10 protein-coding genes are annotated in these 14941 nt (G+C 65.7%); 5 read left to right on the top strand and 5 right to left on the bottom strand.

What is annotated here, in order from left to right; genetic code table 11:
* Positions 1–4: 4 nt before the first annotated feature.
* From P1L41_RS11375 to glpK, 3 genes are read right to left on the bottom strand one after another with little or no spacing between them, the layout of a single operon-like run.
* On the bottom strand, positions 5–1180 hold the full coding sequence (locus P1L41_RS11375) for a Cdc6/Cdc18 family protein (protein WP_276295846.1): 1176 nt from the start codon (positions 1178–1180) through the stop codon (positions 5–7).
* A 40-nt stretch (positions 1181–1220) separates the two neighbouring features.
* On the bottom strand, positions 1221–2321 hold the full coding sequence (locus P1L41_RS11370; protein ID WP_276295845.1) for a DUF7973 family transport facilitator: 1101 nt from the start codon (positions 2319–2321) through the stop codon (positions 1221–1223).
* A 3-nt stretch (positions 2322–2324) separates the two neighbouring features.
* Positions 2325–3857 carry a glycerol kinase GlpK gene (gene glpK, locus P1L41_RS11365; protein ID WP_276295844.1) on the bottom strand — a complete coding sequence of 511 codons (1533 nt, stop codon included), beginning with the start codon at positions 3855–3857 and terminating at the stop codon, positions 2325–2327.
* Positions 3858–4594: 737 nt separating this feature from the next.
* Here glpK and glpA point away from each other — a divergent pair.
* From glpA to P1L41_RS11350, 3 genes are read left to right on the top strand one after another with little or no spacing between them, the layout of a single operon-like run.
* The gene (gene glpA, locus P1L41_RS11360; protein WP_276295843.1) at positions 4595–6322 is read left to right on the top strand and encodes an anaerobic glycerol-3-phosphate dehydrogenase subunit GlpA; all 1728 of its coding nucleotides are present in this window, start codon (positions 4595–4597) and stop codon (positions 6320–6322) included.
* On the top strand, positions 6312–7583 hold the full coding sequence (gene glpB, locus P1L41_RS11355) for a glycerol-3-phosphate dehydrogenase subunit GlpB (protein WP_276295842.1): 1272 nt from the start codon (positions 6312–6314) through the stop codon (positions 7581–7583). The genes glpA and glpB overlap by 11 nt, the downstream gene beginning before the upstream one ends.
* The gene (locus tag P1L41_RS11350) at positions 7580–8953 is read left to right on the top strand and encodes an anaerobic glycerol-3-phosphate dehydrogenase subunit C (RefSeq protein ID WP_276295841.1); all 1374 of its coding nucleotides are present in this window, start codon (positions 7580–7582) and stop codon (positions 8951–8953) included. The genes glpB and P1L41_RS11350 overlap by 4 nt, the downstream gene beginning before the upstream one ends.
* 98 nt (positions 8954–9051) lie before the next feature.
* On the opposite strand, the gene P1L41_RS11345 is transcribed toward P1L41_RS11350, so the two are convergent.
* Positions 9052–9504 carry a universal stress protein gene (locus P1L41_RS11345; RefSeq protein ID WP_276295840.1) on the bottom strand — a complete coding sequence of 151 codons (453 nt, stop codon included), beginning with the start codon at positions 9502–9504 and terminating at the stop codon, positions 9052–9054.
* A gap of 90 nt (positions 9505–9594) precedes the next feature.
* Positions 9595–12291 carry a phosphoenolpyruvate carboxylase gene (gene ppc, locus P1L41_RS11340; protein ID WP_276295839.1) on the bottom strand — a complete coding sequence of 899 codons (2697 nt, stop codon included), beginning with the start codon at positions 12289–12291 and terminating at the stop codon, positions 9595–9597.
* A 206-nt stretch (positions 12292–12497) separates the two neighbouring features.
* Here ppc and P1L41_RS11335 point away from each other — a divergent pair, with 206 nt between their 5' ends.
* Both P1L41_RS11335 and P1L41_RS11330 read left to right on the top strand, forming a co-directional pair.
* Complete coding sequence (locus P1L41_RS11335) at positions 12498–13301, top strand: alpha/beta fold hydrolase (protein ID WP_276295838.1); 804 nt, start codon at positions 12498–12500, stop codon at positions 13299–13301.
* A complete protein-coding gene (locus P1L41_RS11330; RefSeq protein ID WP_276295837.1) occupies positions 13294–14850 on the top strand; it encodes an AMP-binding protein in 1557 nt (518 codons plus the stop codon). Before P1L41_RS11335 ends, P1L41_RS11330 begins: the two co-directional genes overlap by 8 nt.
* Positions 14851–14941 lie beyond the last annotated feature (91 nt).

Raw genomic sequence — 14941 nt, 5'->3', positions numbered from 1 at the left:
CCCGTCAGGAGCCGAGGTCGTAGAGCTGTCTGAAGGCTGTCGGCGGGAACCGAGGTTCGACGCGACTCGGCGGTCGCCCCTGGCCGTTCCGCCGTTCTGACTTGACGCGGTCGACGATACCCGATTCAGCCATCTCGTAGAGGAACCGCTTGACGGTCCCCTGTGAGAGGTCGACCGCGTCGCGTTGACTGATGACCTCGGTCGTCCGGGTGACCGACGCGGTCTCGGCCTCGTCCATCTCGACGAGTTCCCTGAGAACGGCCTGTCGGTTCTTCGGTAGCGCGAGGACGCGGCCGAGGGAGACACACGGGTCGGGAATCTCGTCGACGGCCGACGCGACGTCGTGTTCGGTGATACGGGTCCGGTCGGCCGCTTCCGTGTTGACCGCGGCGACGAACAGCACCGAGAGGGCGTCGTGTGCGTTCCCGTCCGCCCAGTCGGCGATATGACGGGCGGTCGAGTGGGTGAGCGACTGCTGGGCCAACCCGTCCGAGGCCCGCGTCATCAGGACGTCGACCAGCGTCTGCTTCCGGTACGGTTCGATGGCGAGCGAGCGAGCGGTGTACTCCGTCAGCGGACTCTGTTCCGCCGGCGCTCTGCCGATAGCCAGCCAGCTCGTGTTGCTCGGTAAACCCGCGAACAGGTCGACGAGGTCCTCGGGGTCGAGCTCGTCCGCGTCGTCGACGTGGTCGACGGCGATGACGGCACCGTTGTTTCTCCCGCCGAGAATGTCGTGTAACCGCGACCGGAGCGTGTCGGTCCCGATACCGTACTCCGGAACGGTGTCGTCCGAGAGGCTGTCGAGGATGGCGTGATAGAACGCGAACTCGCTTTTCGTCTCGCGGACGTCGACGTAGATGAATGCGGGGGAGATGGCCGGCTCGGCGCGCGTGCTCGTGTGGATAATCGACCGGTCGTCGGTCGGCAGCAGGTCGAGACAGGAGAACAGCGCAGTGATGACCGCGGACTTTCCGGACCCCGCCGGACCGTGAACGTAGGCGTTTGGGGGGAGATTGCCGTCGAAGACGGAGTCGAGGTGATCCAGCAACCGTTCCATCATCGGACCACGACCGTTCGGTTCGTCGATGTGGTGGACCGGCGACAACGGCTCGTAATCGAGCACGAGCCTGTGACTGCTGTCACGTCGTTGTCGTCGTTTGATTCTCGACTCGATGTCCATTTTTGGAAGGATAGGCTACTTTTAAAAATGAGTTTTTCGTTTATACGAGACCCAGGTTCGGGACCCAGGACGTGCTCGGGAAGACGCCGACGATGGCGAGCACCACGATGGTGAACGTCGCGACGACGATAGCGGCCGCCGGCGGGTCGAAGTGGGTGTCCGAGTGCGCGTAGAAGATACGCTGGACGAGTTCACCCACGAGAGCACCGTAGACGCCGAACACGCCGGCGATGGCGATTGCTGCGACCTGGGTCATCCCGGTCGGGTCGGCAGCGAACGCGAGCGCCGCCGTACTCGCCGGCAACGTCATGTGGTGCGTGACCGGAATGTTCTCCACGCCGAGGTTGAGGAAGGTCAACAGTGCCGCGGAGATACCGAAGGCGAGGAACGGACTGCCGGTGGCCAGTGCGATCCAGCCGCCGAGCAGTCCGGTGACCAGCCCGATAGCCGCGACGTTCGGCCATTCGTACTGGTGTGGGAGCCACGGTTCGACGGCCAGACGGGTCGCCGTTTGGGTGCCACCGTCGGTAGCGACGTCTGAACGACCCTCTGGGGGACTGCGCTCCTCCCCTCTCTCGAAGGGAGACATGTCGAGGATGTCTCTGTCACCGGCCCCGATAATCGGGTAGCCGAACGCGAGGCGAGCCAGGACCGCCGAGACGACGACCATAATCGCAATCGGGTCCCACGGCAGGGCAAGGGCTCCGGAGATAGCAGTGCCCAGGGCCCCGATCATGCCGAAGATACCACCGACTGCGAGGACGTCCGGGCGCGTCCCCAGCGCGTACGCGATGTCCTTCGCGACGTGGTAGTCGCCGTCCTCGGGTTCGTACATCACCCCTTCTTTCCGTGCTGCGTAGGCGGCCGCTGCCACACCGCCGGCGAAAGCGACGTGTGGCCCGAAGACCGGCCCGAACGCTATCGCACCGAGGATACCGGGGGCGTCGAGCGCATCCGAGCCACCCGACAGGAGCCGAGCGCCTTCTGCGGCGAGCACGGCGAACCCGGTGAAACAGAACGCCGGCAGCGCCCCGAGCGCGGCGCCGAACGCACCACCGCCGAACGCCGCGATGAGCAATAGCAGCAGGTCCGCGACCGGCATGTCGACGATCGGAACCTGTAGGAGGAGGTCTGCGACCATCGGTTACTCCTCCCGAGCCCAGTCGAGGGACTTCTCGACGGCGTCGTCCCAGCGACTGTACTTTCTGTCCGCCTCGGACGCTTCCATCTCGGGCGAGAACTCCCGGTCGATCTGCCAGTTGTCGCGGAGCTCGTCGACTGTGTCCCAGTAGCCGACCGCCAGCCCGGCGGCGTACGCAGAGCCGAGTGCAGTCGTCTCGTCGACCTCCGGCCGGACGATGTCGGTCTGGATGATGTCGGACTGGAGCTGACAGAGGAAGTTGTTCTTCACCGCACCGCCGTCGACCCGGAGACTCGTCGTCTCGACGCCGGAGTCGGCCTCCATGGCCTCTGCGACGTCCCGCGTCTGGTAGGCGATGGACTCCAGTGTCGCCCGGACGATGTGCTCCTTCCTCGTCCCCCGGGTCATGCCGACTATTGTCCCGCGTGCGCGCCCGTCCCAGTGGGGCGCGCCCAGGCCGGTGAACGCCGGCACCATGTAGACGCCGTCCGTCGAGTCGACGGAGCGAGCGAGTTCCGCGGTCTGTGCTGCGTTGTTGATGAGGTCGACGTCTTCGAGCCACTCGATGGCGGCCCCGGTGATGAAGATGGCCCCCTCCAGCGCGTACTGGACGGGCTCACCGGACATCTGGAAGCCGATGGTCGTCAGGAGTCCGTGGTCAGACGTGACTGCCTCCGTCCCGGTGTTCATCAGGTAGAACGAGCCGGTTCCGTAGGTGTTCTTGGCGTCGCCCTCGTCGAAACAGGTCTGGCCGAACATCGCGGCCTGCTGGTCGCCGAGCGCGCCCGCGACGGGGACCTCTTCGCCGAGGAAGCCGTCGGGGTCGGTGTACCCGTAGTAGTCGTCGTCCGACGACGGTCGCACTTCTGGGACCATCGACGCGGGGACGTCGAACTCCTCGAGGAGGTCGTGGTCCCACTCCAGGTCCCGGATGTTGTACAGCATCGTCCGGGACGCGTTGGTGACGTCGGTGATGTGGTTACCGGTGAGGTTGTAGATGAGCCACGAGTCGATGGTGCCCATGAGGAGCTCCCCGGACTCGGCCCGTTTGCGGAGGTCCTCACCGCGACTGCTCTGCATCTTCAGTGGTTCGGCGTTGTCGAGAATCCATTCGGTCTTCGTCGCAGAGAAGTACGCGTCGGCCTCCAGCCCGGTCTTCTCACGGATCCACTCGACTTTGTCGGCATCCTGCAGTTCCTCGACGCGGTCTGTGGTCCGGCGGTCCTGCCAGACCAGCGCGTTGTGGACCGGCTTGCCCGTCTCTTTGTCCCAGACGATCGTCGTCTCACGTTGGTTGGTGATGCCGAGCGCTTCCAGCTGGCTCGCGTCCAGCCCGGCATCCTTGAGCCCCTGAGTGACGACGTCTTTCGTGTTTTCCCAGATCTCCATCGGGTCATGCTCGACCCAGCCGGGTTCTGGATAGAACTGTTCGTGCTTTTCGTACGCGTTGGCGACGACCTGCCCGCTGTGGTCGAATACCATGAACCGCGTGCCTGTCGTGCCTTGGTCGATCGAACCGACGTATGTGTCTGTCATAGTGTCTCTATGTTGGACGGGTGTTATGTACTGCTAGACCCGTCATGGTAGTAAACATCATAGTGTATCATTATAAAAGTTACTGATTGACCGGTGTCGAGAGTAAAGAATGGGAGACGGGTTGTCAGTGTTCGCTTCCCACTACGAGCGATCGAGCCAGGCGCAGAAGTTCGGTCGGACTGAGACGGCGGTCGTCCCCGAATACTGTGGGAACGAACGGAAGGACCTGAACCCGGCCACGAACCCGCCTTCGCTTCGAACGAACCGAACGTCGAGCGAGTCGGATATTGGTCTCTGAAGGCGTGAGACCCATCGACTCGCGATGGGGTGGCTGGAATCAGCTGGCCGTCTCGTGGAAGGTGCCACGCCTGGGAAGCCGATAGTCGAGAACCTTTGAGACCGCGTACCGACAGGTCCGGAACTACCCGCCAGTGGAATCGCGAACCGACGCTCCTCGGGACCAGTCGATTCGACTCCACCCGGCGCTCGAATTAGTTGACGGGTGGCCGACAGTCAGACGTAAATTACGTGTCGGAGTTGAACTCATCCGGGAACGTACCCGGACCGTCCGCAGCGTCAGACTCTGTCTGAGGACACTGAGCGCGTGTTCGGGCAGAGACTGGTGGTACCGGTGGTGAACTTGCGGTCGGTCACACATGATTACCCATTAAATTTACTGTAACCAACCACTCGGCGGTAAAATAAAGTAGATGCGCTTCAAATCGCCGGTATACCAAATGGCATCGACACCACACATCGCCGTCCTGGGCGGCGGTTCGACCGGCGCTGGAATCGCCAGGGACCTCGCGATGCGCGGCCTCGACGTGACACTCCTCGAACAGGGGAACCTCACACACGGGACGACCGGGCGGATGCACGGACTGCTCCATAGCGGGGGGCGGTACGCCGTCTCCGACCAGGCCAGTGCGACCGAGTGTATCGAGGAGAACCGGATTCTCAGAGACATCGCCAGTCACTGCGTCGAGATGACCGACGGGCTGTTCGTCAAGCGGCCCGAGGACTCCGAGGAGTACTTTCAGGAGAAGCTGCAGGGCTGTGAGGAGTGTGGGATTCCGGCCGAAGTGGTCTCACGCGAGGAGGCGCGCGCGATGGAACCGCACCTGGCGAAGGACATCGACAAGGCGATAATCGTCCCCGACGGCGCGGTCGACCCGTTCCGCCTCGTCGTCGCCAACGCCGCGAGTGCTCAGGAGTACGGGGCGCGCATCGAGACCCACTCGAAGGTCACCGACCTGCTGGTCGAGAGCGGGGAGGTCGTCGGTGTCGAAGTCGAACACACGTCTGGTCCCGGAAAGCGAGTCCACGGCACGCAGGGCGGCACCGAGGAGATATACGCCGACTACGTCGTCAACGCAACGGGCGCGTGGGCGGGCCGTATCGGTGACATGGCTGGGCTCGACATCGAGGTCCGTCCGTCGAAGGGCGTCATGACTATCATGAACGTCCGACAGGTCGATACGGTCATCAACCGCTGTAAGCCCAAGGGCGACGCCGACATCATCGTCCCCCACGAGACGACAGCCATCCTGGGGACGACCGACGAGGAGGTCGAAGACCCAGAGGACTACCCCGAGGAGCAGTGGGAGGTCGACATGATGATAGACACCCTCTCGGAGCTGGTGCCGATGCTCGAGGAGGCCCGGACCATCCGCTCGTTCTGGGGCGTCCGTCCCCTCTACGAACCGCCGGACGTGGGGAGCACGGACCCGACCGACATCACGCGGGACTTCTTCCTGCTGGACCACGAGGACCGCGACGACCTGCCGGGGATGACCAGCATCGTCGGCGGGAAGTTCACCACCTACCGGATGATGGGCGAGAAGATATCGGACCACGTCTGTGAGAAGTTCGGTCTCGAGCGCGACTGCCGGACTGCAGCAGTCCCGCTCCCGGGCAGCGAGGATTTCACCGTCATGCGGGACTACATGGAGGAGTTCGGTCTCCGCTCGCCCATCGGTCGCCGGAGCGTCGAACGCCTCGGCTCTCGTGCCGAGGAGGTGCTGGGGACCGACCGACCGAACCCCACGGTCTGTTCCTGCGAGGGCGTGACCAGGGCGGAAGTACAGGACGCCATCTCGCAGTCCGGCTCCGACCTCAACGCCGTCCGCATCCGCACGCGAGCGACCATGGGCAACTGTCAGGGTGGGTTCTGCTGCCACCGCCTCGCGAACGAGCTCCACGGTGACTTCGACCAGCGGGTCGTCCGCGAAGCGTGGGACGAGCTCCTCCAGGAACGCTGGAAGGGACAGCGCCACGCGCTCTGGGGCGACCAGCTCTCCCAGGCGGCGCTGAACTACTCGCTGCACGCGACGACGCAGAACCGCGATCACGACCCGGCAGACGGCGACCCGGTCGACTTCGCGGCGTTCGACGGCGGCCTCGACCACACTGGCGGGTCGGCTGCCACGGACGTCGCCGCCGACGGGGGTCGACATGGCGATTGAGTCTGACATCCTGGTCGTCGGCGGCGGCCTGGCCGGCCTGACAAGTGCGATAGCCGCTGCCCACGAAGGCGCGGACGTCCGCCTCGTCTCGTACAAACAGAGCACGCTCCGGAACGCATCCGGACTGGTCGACCTGCTGGGGTACACGCCCGACGGCGACGGGCCACTGCCCGACCCCTACGAGGCGATGGGGGACCTGCCCGAGGAACATCCCTACCGGACGGTCGGCGTCGATACGGTCCGCGAGGCGATGGGACTGTTCGACGAGGTGACACAGTACGAGGGGGGCCACACCGACACCAACGCCCTGTTGCCGACCCACGGCGGGACGGTCAAGCCGACCGCGCGGTATCCCAGTGGGGCCGCCGCCGGCCTCGCGAGCGACGACCGAGACATGCTCCTGGTCGGCTTCGAATCGATGACGGACTTCGACGCGCCACACGCCGCCGCCCACCTCGACGCCGTCGGGGCACCGTTCGACGTCCGCGGCGTCACCGTTCAGTTTCCGGGCGGCCTGCGCGCGGACGCGAAGGTGACCCGGTACGCGAAACTTCTCGACACGAACCGCGACGTCACTGTTCGTGGCCGGACGCGGCCCATCCGCGAGGCGCTGGCCGCGCGGGTGAACCCGCTCATCGAAGACGAGGCACGCGTCGGGTTCCCGGCGGTGCTCGGTGACGACCGTCCAGCGGAGATCCGGGCCGACCTCGGCCAGCAGATGGGCGCCGACGTCTTCGAGGTGCCCATGGGACCGCCGTCGTTGCCGGGGCTCCGCCTCGAAGACGCCCTGTTCGAGGCCCTCGACGAGAGCGGGGCGAGCTTCGAGACCGGGAACCCCGTCGTCAAGTACGAGGGCGACGGCACCCTCGAACGGGTCTTCCTCGAGAAGAACGGCGCGAGAATCCCCCTCTCAGCCGACCAGTACGTCCTCGCGACGGGCGGTCTCGTCGGGAAGGGCATCGACTCCGACCGCGAGCGCGTCACCGAACCAGTCTTCGACTGTCACGTCCCACACCCGTCGGACCGCTACGACTGGTTCGACACGGACGTGTTCGGTGACCACCCGTTCGCGGCGTTCGGCGTCGCGACGGACGAAGAGTTACGGCCCCTGGACGGGGGCGGAGAACCGGAGTTCGATAACCTCCGTGCCGCCGGGGGCGTCCTCGGCGGCTACGACTACGCGGCCGAGAAATCTGGAAGCGGGGTATCGATTGCGACCGGCTATGCGGCGGGCCTGCACGCCGCAGCGGAGGCACAATGAGCGACGCCGAAGAGAGTCCATCCACGTTCGACCCAGCTGCACCGAACACGGGGGAGGAGGTCGAACCGGTCGACGTCTTCCCCGACAGCGACGACTTCGACCTCCGACCCGGGTCGGATTCGTGTTACAAGTGTGCGACCTGCGACACCAACTGTCCGGTGGCCGAGGTCGACGACGAGTTCCCGGGCCCGAAGTTCCAGGGGCCCGAGCAGTGGCGCCTCAAGCAGTCCGACGACAGCTACACCGTCGACGACTCGGTGATGTCCTGTTCGAACTGCATGCGCTGTGACAACGCCTGTCCGTCGGGCGTCCCGCTCAGCCAGATGCACAACACCGCCCGCGGGGAGTACGTCAGCAAGCAGATGGACAAGCTCTCGGTCGAGTACGTCCGCAACCGAATCCTCGCGAACTACCGTACGTCGGCGTTCTTCGCGAGCAAAGTACCCCGCCTCGCGAACGCCGCGATGAACTTCGGCCCGGCCCGGTGGCTGATGGAGAAGACGCTCGGGGTCACCAAGGAGCGGGAGTTCCCCGAGTTCGCCAGCGAGACGTTCCGGGAGTGGTGGGCAGCGCGCGGCGGGGCGGATGCCTCGCGACACAACGCCCGAGAGAGTCGCGAGCGACGCGGCGAACCCACCGAGTCGGACAAGAAGGTGGCGTACTTCCACGGCTGTTACTCCAACTACAACACGCCCGAGGTCGGCAAGGCGATGGTCCGGGTGTACGAGCACTTCGGCTACGAGGTGGTCGCACCCGAACAGCGCTGTTCCGGGACGCCGATGTTCGCCAACGGGATGCTCTCGGACGCCAAACGCCACGCGAAGGTCAACGTCGCCTCGATGGCGGACCTCGTCGAACAGGGCTACGACGCTATCGCGTCCTGTACCTCCTGTTCGATGGCGCTACGCCAGGAGTACCCCGAGCTGTTCGACATCGACGGCATCGAAGACGTCGCTTCGAACACCTTCGAGTCAGTCGAGTACCTCCGCATCCACGAGGACCTCACCGGCGCGGTCCGGGAGGCCGAGGTCTCCGGCGACCTGGCAGAGGAGTTCGCGTACCACGCGCCGTGTCACGCCCGCAACCAGGGTCTCGACCGGCAGGCCGTCGAGCTGTTCCGCGACCTCGACGGTGCCGGCATCGAGGACGTCGGCGAGTCCTGTTCGGGTATCTCGGGCACCTACGGCTGGAAGGAAGAGAAGTACGAGAAGTCGATGGCCATCGGGGAGGAGATGTTCGAGCACATGGCCCACGCCGACGGCGAGGTGGGGATGACGGAGTGTCCGACGTGTGCCATGCAGATGGAACACGGGTCGGGCTACGAGATTTGCCACCCGCTGGAACTGCTTGAGGCGGCGCTGGTCGAGTAGTCCGGTCGCGGTTCGGCGCGGATATCGACCGAGTTTCGTCGCAGTCTCGGGGTGTCGCGACTACGAGTAACGGAGAGAACGAGAGAGTGTGCTCGGGCTTACTCGTCGCCGCGGACGAAGGTCACGGGACACGGCGCGTTCAGCATGACCTCCTGGGCAACGGAGCCGAAGACGGCCTTGCCGGTCGGGGAGCGCTTGCGGCCGCCGACGATGACGAGGTCGGCACCGGTCGTTTCCGCCAGCGAGACGATTTCGTCGCCGTGTTCGCCGACAGCACCCCGAGTGGAGTGGGGGACGTCGGCCGAATCGAGCATCGCCGCGATGTCTCGGACGTTCGTGTGTCGGTCGGCGACATCGTCGGGGTCGGCGTCCCCGGCCGAAGCGAACTCCAACCGCTCGATGACGTCGTCGTACTGGTCCTCGGTGAAGACGTGCGCGATCGTCACTTCGGCACCGGTCGGGCCAGCGATGTCGATGGCCGTCTCCGCGAGTTCCTCCAGACGGGTCTTGTCGGAGGGGCCGACTGCGAGCAGAATTGACTCGATAGCCATACCGAATCGTCCCGACGGTGGAACAGTAAATCCTTCGATACAACTACCCCTGTAGTAAACGCCGCGACGGGAGAGCCGCCGGCCTACTCGTCACCCAGTGTTCTTCATCCCGGCAGCGATGCCTTGGACGGTGAGCCGGAGGGTGCGCTGCTCGGTCTCGGTGAGGTGCGACTGGGCCAGCAGCCGGACCTGCAACAGGTTCAGCGGGTCCACGTACGGGTTCCGTCGGTCGAGGTTCTCGGCGAGCCACTCACGGTCGAGAAGTCCGTCACGGCCGGTGATTTCGCTGATGAGTGCCACAGCCTGCTCGTACTCGTCCTCGATGCGCGGGAAGATCCGTTCCCGAAGGTCCGCGTCGGCGAGGTCGGCGTACTCCCGGGCGATCTCCATGTCCGTCCGGGCCAGCGCGAGCGACGCGTTGTCGATCTTCGTCCGGAAGAACGGCCACTCGTCGTACATCTCCGCGAGTTCCTCGATTTCGCCGCCGTCGTCGAGGTAGGCCTGGAGCCCTGTGGCGATGGAGTACCACCCGGGGATGATACACCGGGCCTGGGTCCAGGAGAACACCCACGGGATGGCCCGCAGGTCGTCGACCGAGCGGTCCTCGCTGCGTGAGGCGGGCCGGGAGCCCATGTTGAGGTTCTCGATGACCGTGATGGGCGTGGCCTGTTCGAAGTACTCGACGAACCCCTCGGTCTCGAGGAGGTCCTGATACTCGTCGCGGGCGGCGTCGGATGCCGTCTCCATCGCCTCGCGCCACTCGTCGGGAATCTCCTCGACGGGGTCCTGCATCGCGTTGTAGCGCGCCCGGGTCTGCGCGTTGAGCATCTGTTCTAGGTTCCGCTCGGCGATGTCGTCGTTCGCGTACTTCTCGGAGATGGCCTCGCCCTGCTCGGTGAACTTGATCTGGCCGGTGACCGTCTCGTTTGGCAGCGCCAGCATCGCGTCGTTCATCGGGCCGCCGCCACGGGAGATCGAGCCCCCGCGCCCGTGGAACAGGCGCATCTCGACGTCGTAGTCGCTGGTGATGTTCGCCAGTCGCTTCTGGTTGTTGTACAGCGACCAGTTCGCGGCAAGGAACCCGTTCTCCTTGTTGGAGTCGGAGTAGCCCAGCATTATCTCCTGGACGTTGTTCCGGGCCTCCAGTGCCATCGAGTACGCCTCGTTCTCGAACAGCGTGCCCATGATGCGCCGGGCGCCCGAGAGCGCGTACTCGGATTCGAGCAGTGGGACGACGTCCAGCCCGCAGTAGCCGGGCAGGTCGACGATGCCGACCTGGTTGGCGAGGAAGAGGACTTCGAGGACGTGGCTCGGCTCCTCACACCAACTGATTGCGTAGGTGTCGATGGCGTCGACGCCGTACTCCTTCTGCCACTCGGCCGTCTCTCGGAACCGGCGCATGACCCGCTGCGAGTCCTCGGAGAGCGCTTCCGTGTCCGCCATGTCGATAGTCCGCTCGTCCTGGAGGATGGCCTCGGTCAGGAACTCGACGCGCTCGTCCTCGTCCATCCCCTCGTAGTCGATGCCGTAGCGGTCGACGGCCTCGGCGATGGCGTTGGTGTGCATCGCGCGGTGGTCGCGCAGGTCGAGGCTGGCGAGGGAGAAGCCGAAGGTGTCGACCTTCCGAACGAGCGGGTCGACCTGCGACTCCGCGATGACCTCCGCGTCGTTCTCGCGGAGGCTCTCGGCGATGGCGCGCAGGTCCTTCGCCAGTTCATTGGCCTCTTCGTAGCCACCTTGACGGACGTCGCTGACACGGACGACCGACTCGCGCATCAGTTTGAGCTTCTGTCGGTACGGTTCGTCGGGGTACCGTTCCTCCGCTTCGCTGGCGACGCCGGGGAGTCGTTCCTTGTGCGCTGCCAGGCGGGTGTCGAAGCGCTGGTCCGTGTCGATGTTGTCCGCGTCCTGGCTGAGGACGCCGGAGAGCTCTTTGAGTTTGTTGCGGTACAGCGGGAGGATGGTGTCACGCTGGCGTTCGAGCGTCTCTTCGGTCACTTCGGGCGTGACGAAGGGGTTCCCGTCCCGGTCCGACCCGGCCCACGACCGGAACTCGTAGAGCTTCGGGACGTCGATGTCTTCCTCGTACTCCTCGTCGATAGCGTGTTCGAGCTCGTCGTACACCTCGTCGATGACCTCGAACAGGACGTTCTCCAGGTACCACTGGACGTTGAGCGCCTCGTCGGTGACCTCGGGGCGCCGGTCGCGGACCTGTGGGGTCTGCCAGAGGCTCGTCACCTCGGCCTCGAGGTCGCGCTCGACGAGGTCCTTCTCGCGGTCGGTGAGGCGGACGCCGTCGAGCGTCTCTAAGTCCCGGGCGACGGCACGGAGCTTGGCCTTGACCGTCTTCCGCCGGGCCTCGGTGGGGTGTGCGGTGAACGTCGGCTGGATGAGCACGTCTTCCAGGACGCTCTCGACCGTCTCGGCGTCGGCACCCTGTTCGGAGAGCAGTTCGACGGCTTCGGTCACGCTGTCTTCGAGCACGCCTGCCTGACTCTCCTCGCGGATCTGTCGGACTCGGTGTCGCTCCTCGGCGAGGTTGATGAGCTCGAAGTACGTCGTGAAGGCTCGCGTGACGACGTCCTGTTCGTCGGGGTCGAGTCGGTCGAGCGACCGGCCGACGTCGACTCGCGTGTCCGCCTCACCCCGTCGGTACTCGATAGACGACTTCCGGATCTTCTCTACCGTCTCGAATGCGTCGGTCGACGCCTGCGCCTCGAGAACGTCGCCCAGGAGTTCGCCCAGTTCACGGACGTCCTGTTTGATATCTCTGGCGTGCAAAGTCATACCACTGTGTGCTAATGCGAGGCCTAAAACAGTATTGAATCGGACAGGGGGTGGGTGGTCGATTATGATAAATACGGACGATTGACCGGGTCCTGCGTCCGATTAGTTACTGGCGTCGAGGTCGCATCGAGGTCTGTGCTCACCCTGGTCTACGGGGAACGTTCATGACCGCCGGCCCCCACAGTGGGACCAACAGGACCGGGCACATGCAGTACGCAACGAACGACGGGGTCCGCCTCGCGTACGAACGGACCGGGCCGACGGACGCACCGACGGTCGCGTTCGTCGAGGGAATCGGCTACGGACGGTGGATGTGGCGCTGGCAGCGACGGGCCCTGGACGACGCCTACGACACTATCGTCTGGGACAGCCGCGGGACGGGTGACTCGGACGTCCCCGAAGGCCCGTACACGATGTCCGAGATGGCGAGCGACCTGGCGACCGTCCTCGATGCCGCCGGTGTCGACAGCGCACACGTGGTCGGCGCGAGCATGGGTGGGATGGTCGCCCAGCAGTTCGCTCTCGAATACGACCGGGCGCGCTCCCTGACGCTCATGTGCACGTCACCGGGTGGGCCCGAGGCCGCCCCGGTACCCGAGGCGACGAGAGAACGACTGTTCGACGTCCCCGAGGACTACGACGAACGCGAGTCGCGACGGTACAAGATGGCCACAGCGATGACGGAGTCGTTCATGACCGACAACGAGGCGCTGGTGGAGCGGATTATCGACTGGCGGCTCGAATCTGACGCCGGCGACCGGGCCCTCGTCTGGCAGAACGCCGCCGTCGAGGCGTTCGACGTCTCGGACCGGCTCCAAGAGATTCGGGTCCCGGTCCTCCTGCTGCACGGCACCGCCGACCGGGTCGTCCCAATCGAGAACGGCGAGTTGTTGGCGGCGGGGCTCCCGGACGCCGAGTTCGTCCGGTTCGAGGGCGCACCGCACCTCCTGTTCGTCGAGGCGGCCGACCGCGTGAACGAGCACCTCCGGGAGTTCCTGACCGATGACTGAGCGCGGCCCGCCACAGGACTGGGTCGGCGCGTGGAGCGAGAAGCGCGCCGCGCTGACGCCCGACCGGACGGGACTCGTCGACGCGACGACGGGCGAGCGCTACACCTACGCCGCACTCGACCGCCGAGCGAACCGGGCTGTGCGGCTGCTGGATGAGTACGGAGTCGACGCCGGCGACGCCGTCGCCGTCGTGTCGCGGAACCGACCGGCCGTCGTCGACCTCTTCTTCGCCACCGGGAAGACCGGGAGCGTCCTCGCGCCGCTCTCACACCGACTGGCACCGCCGGAACTGGGGGCGCTGTTGGCCCGCGTCGACCCGGTGCTCCTCGTCGTCGAAGAGCCGTTCCTGGAGACGACAGCCGAGGCACGGGACCGTGCCGACGTCGACTGTCCGGTGCTGACTCTCGCGACAGCGGCAAGCACGGGGACGGATTCAGTATTCCCGGACAGCGTGTCGTACGCGGCGCGGCCGGCCGACGGGAGTCCGGTCGAGTCGGCGCCGCTTGAACCGTCAGCCCCACACCTCTTGCTCCACACCGGCGGGTCGACCGGGACACCCAAGGAGACGGTCCTGACCCACCGCGGCATCGTCTGGAACTCGCTCAACACCATCACGGGCTGGGGACTACGGCAGGACGACGTGACGCCGCTGGTGTTCCCGCTGTTCCACACCGGGGGCTGGAACGTCGTCACCGTCCCGCTGTGGCACATGGGTGGCACCGTCGTGCTCGCCCGCGAGTTCGACCCCGAAGCGGTCCTCCGGGTCATCGAGACGGAGGCCGCGTCGGTACTCGTCGCCGTCCCCGCAGTGCTCAGGGCGATGACCGAACACGAGGCGTGGGCGGCGACGGACCTCTCGTCGCTCCGGGTGGCCAAGTCCGGCGGCGGCCCCTGCCGGGAAGCAGTGCTGGAGGCCTGGTGGGACCGGGGCGTCGACCTCTCGCAGGGGTACGGCCTGACCGAGTGTGGCCCTAACAACTTCGCGATGCCGACCGGATGGGACGCCGAGAAGGCAGACAGCGTCGGCCGTCCGGCCATGCACGTCGACGCTCGCGTCGTCGACGACGGGACGGTCGTCGACCAGGGGGAGATCGGGGAACTGGAGCTGCGGTCGCCCCACGCTGCGGCCGGGTACCTCGACGACCCTGACGCGACGGCGGCGACGTTCGGCGCTGATGGGTGGGTCGCCACGGGTGACCTCGCGCGCGTAGACGAAGATGGCTACTACCACATCGAGGGGCGGAAGAAACACATGTTCGTCAGCGGCGGCGAGAACGTCTATCCGGCGGAGGTGGAGGCCGCCATCGCCGACCATCCGGCCGTCGACGACGTCGTGGTCGTCGCAGTGCCCGACGAGCGCTGGGGACAGGTCGGACGCGCGGTGGTCGAGGGCGACGAGGACCTCACCGTGGACGCCCTCCGCTCGTTCCTCGACGGGCGCCTCGCACGGTTCAAACACCCGCGTTCGCTCCGCTTCGTCGAGACGATGCCGATGTCGGGGCCGTCGAAGGTAGACCGCGACGCTATCGTCGACCAGTTCGGGGAGTAATCGATATTTGCTACCTAAGTCTCTAGGTTAGGTTATTATCCAGCAGTCCGTGATAGGTCCTACTAGCAGGGATGCAGGGTCACTCAGTGGA

It is taken from the genome of Haloarcula ordinaria, assembly GCF_029338275.1.
Taxonomy (GTDB): domain Archaea; phylum Halobacteriota; class Halobacteria; order Halobacteriales; family Haloarculaceae; genus Haloarcula; species Haloarcula ordinaria.
The sequence above is the reverse complement of the archived record's forward strand: the minus strand, read 5'-3'. Positions and strand labels throughout refer to the sequence as shown.

Bases quoted from the DNA above. Each gene is read 5' to 3' on its own strand.
- P1L41_RS11375 (WP_276295846.1), bottom strand. From the start codon at position 1,180: ATGGACATCGAGTCGAGAATCAAACGACGACAACGACGTGACAGCAGT.
- P1L41_RS11370 (WP_276295845.1), bottom strand. From the start codon at position 2,321: ATGGTCGCAGACCTCCTCCTACAGGTTCCGATCGTCGACATGCCGGTC.
- glpK (WP_276295844.1), bottom strand. From the start codon at position 3,857: ATGACAGACACATACGTCGGTTCGATCGACCAAGGCACGACAGGCACG.
- glpA (WP_276295843.1), top strand. From the start codon at position 4,595: ATGGCATCGACACCACACATCGCCGTCCTGGGCGGCGGTTCGACCGGC.
- glpB (WP_276295842.1), top strand. From the start codon at position 6,312: ATGGCGATTGAGTCTGACATCCTGGTCGTCGGCGGCGGCCTGGCCGGC.
- P1L41_RS11350 (WP_276295841.1), top strand. From the start codon at position 7,580: ATGAGCGACGCCGAAGAGAGTCCATCCACGTTCGACCCAGCTGCACCG.
- P1L41_RS11345 (WP_276295840.1), bottom strand. From the start codon at position 9,504: ATGGCTATCGAGTCAATTCTGCTCGCAGTCGGCCCCTCCGACAAGACC.
- ppc (WP_276295839.1), bottom strand. From the start codon at position 12,291: ATGACTTTGCACGCCAGAGATATCAAACAGGACGTCCGTGAACTGGGC.
- P1L41_RS11335 (WP_276295838.1), top strand. From the start codon at position 12,498: ATGCAGTACGCAACGAACGACGGGGTCCGCCTCGCGTACGAACGGACC.
- P1L41_RS11330 (WP_276295837.1), top strand. From the start codon at position 13,294: ATGACTGAGCGCGGCCCGCCACAGGACTGGGTCGGCGCGTGGAGCGAG.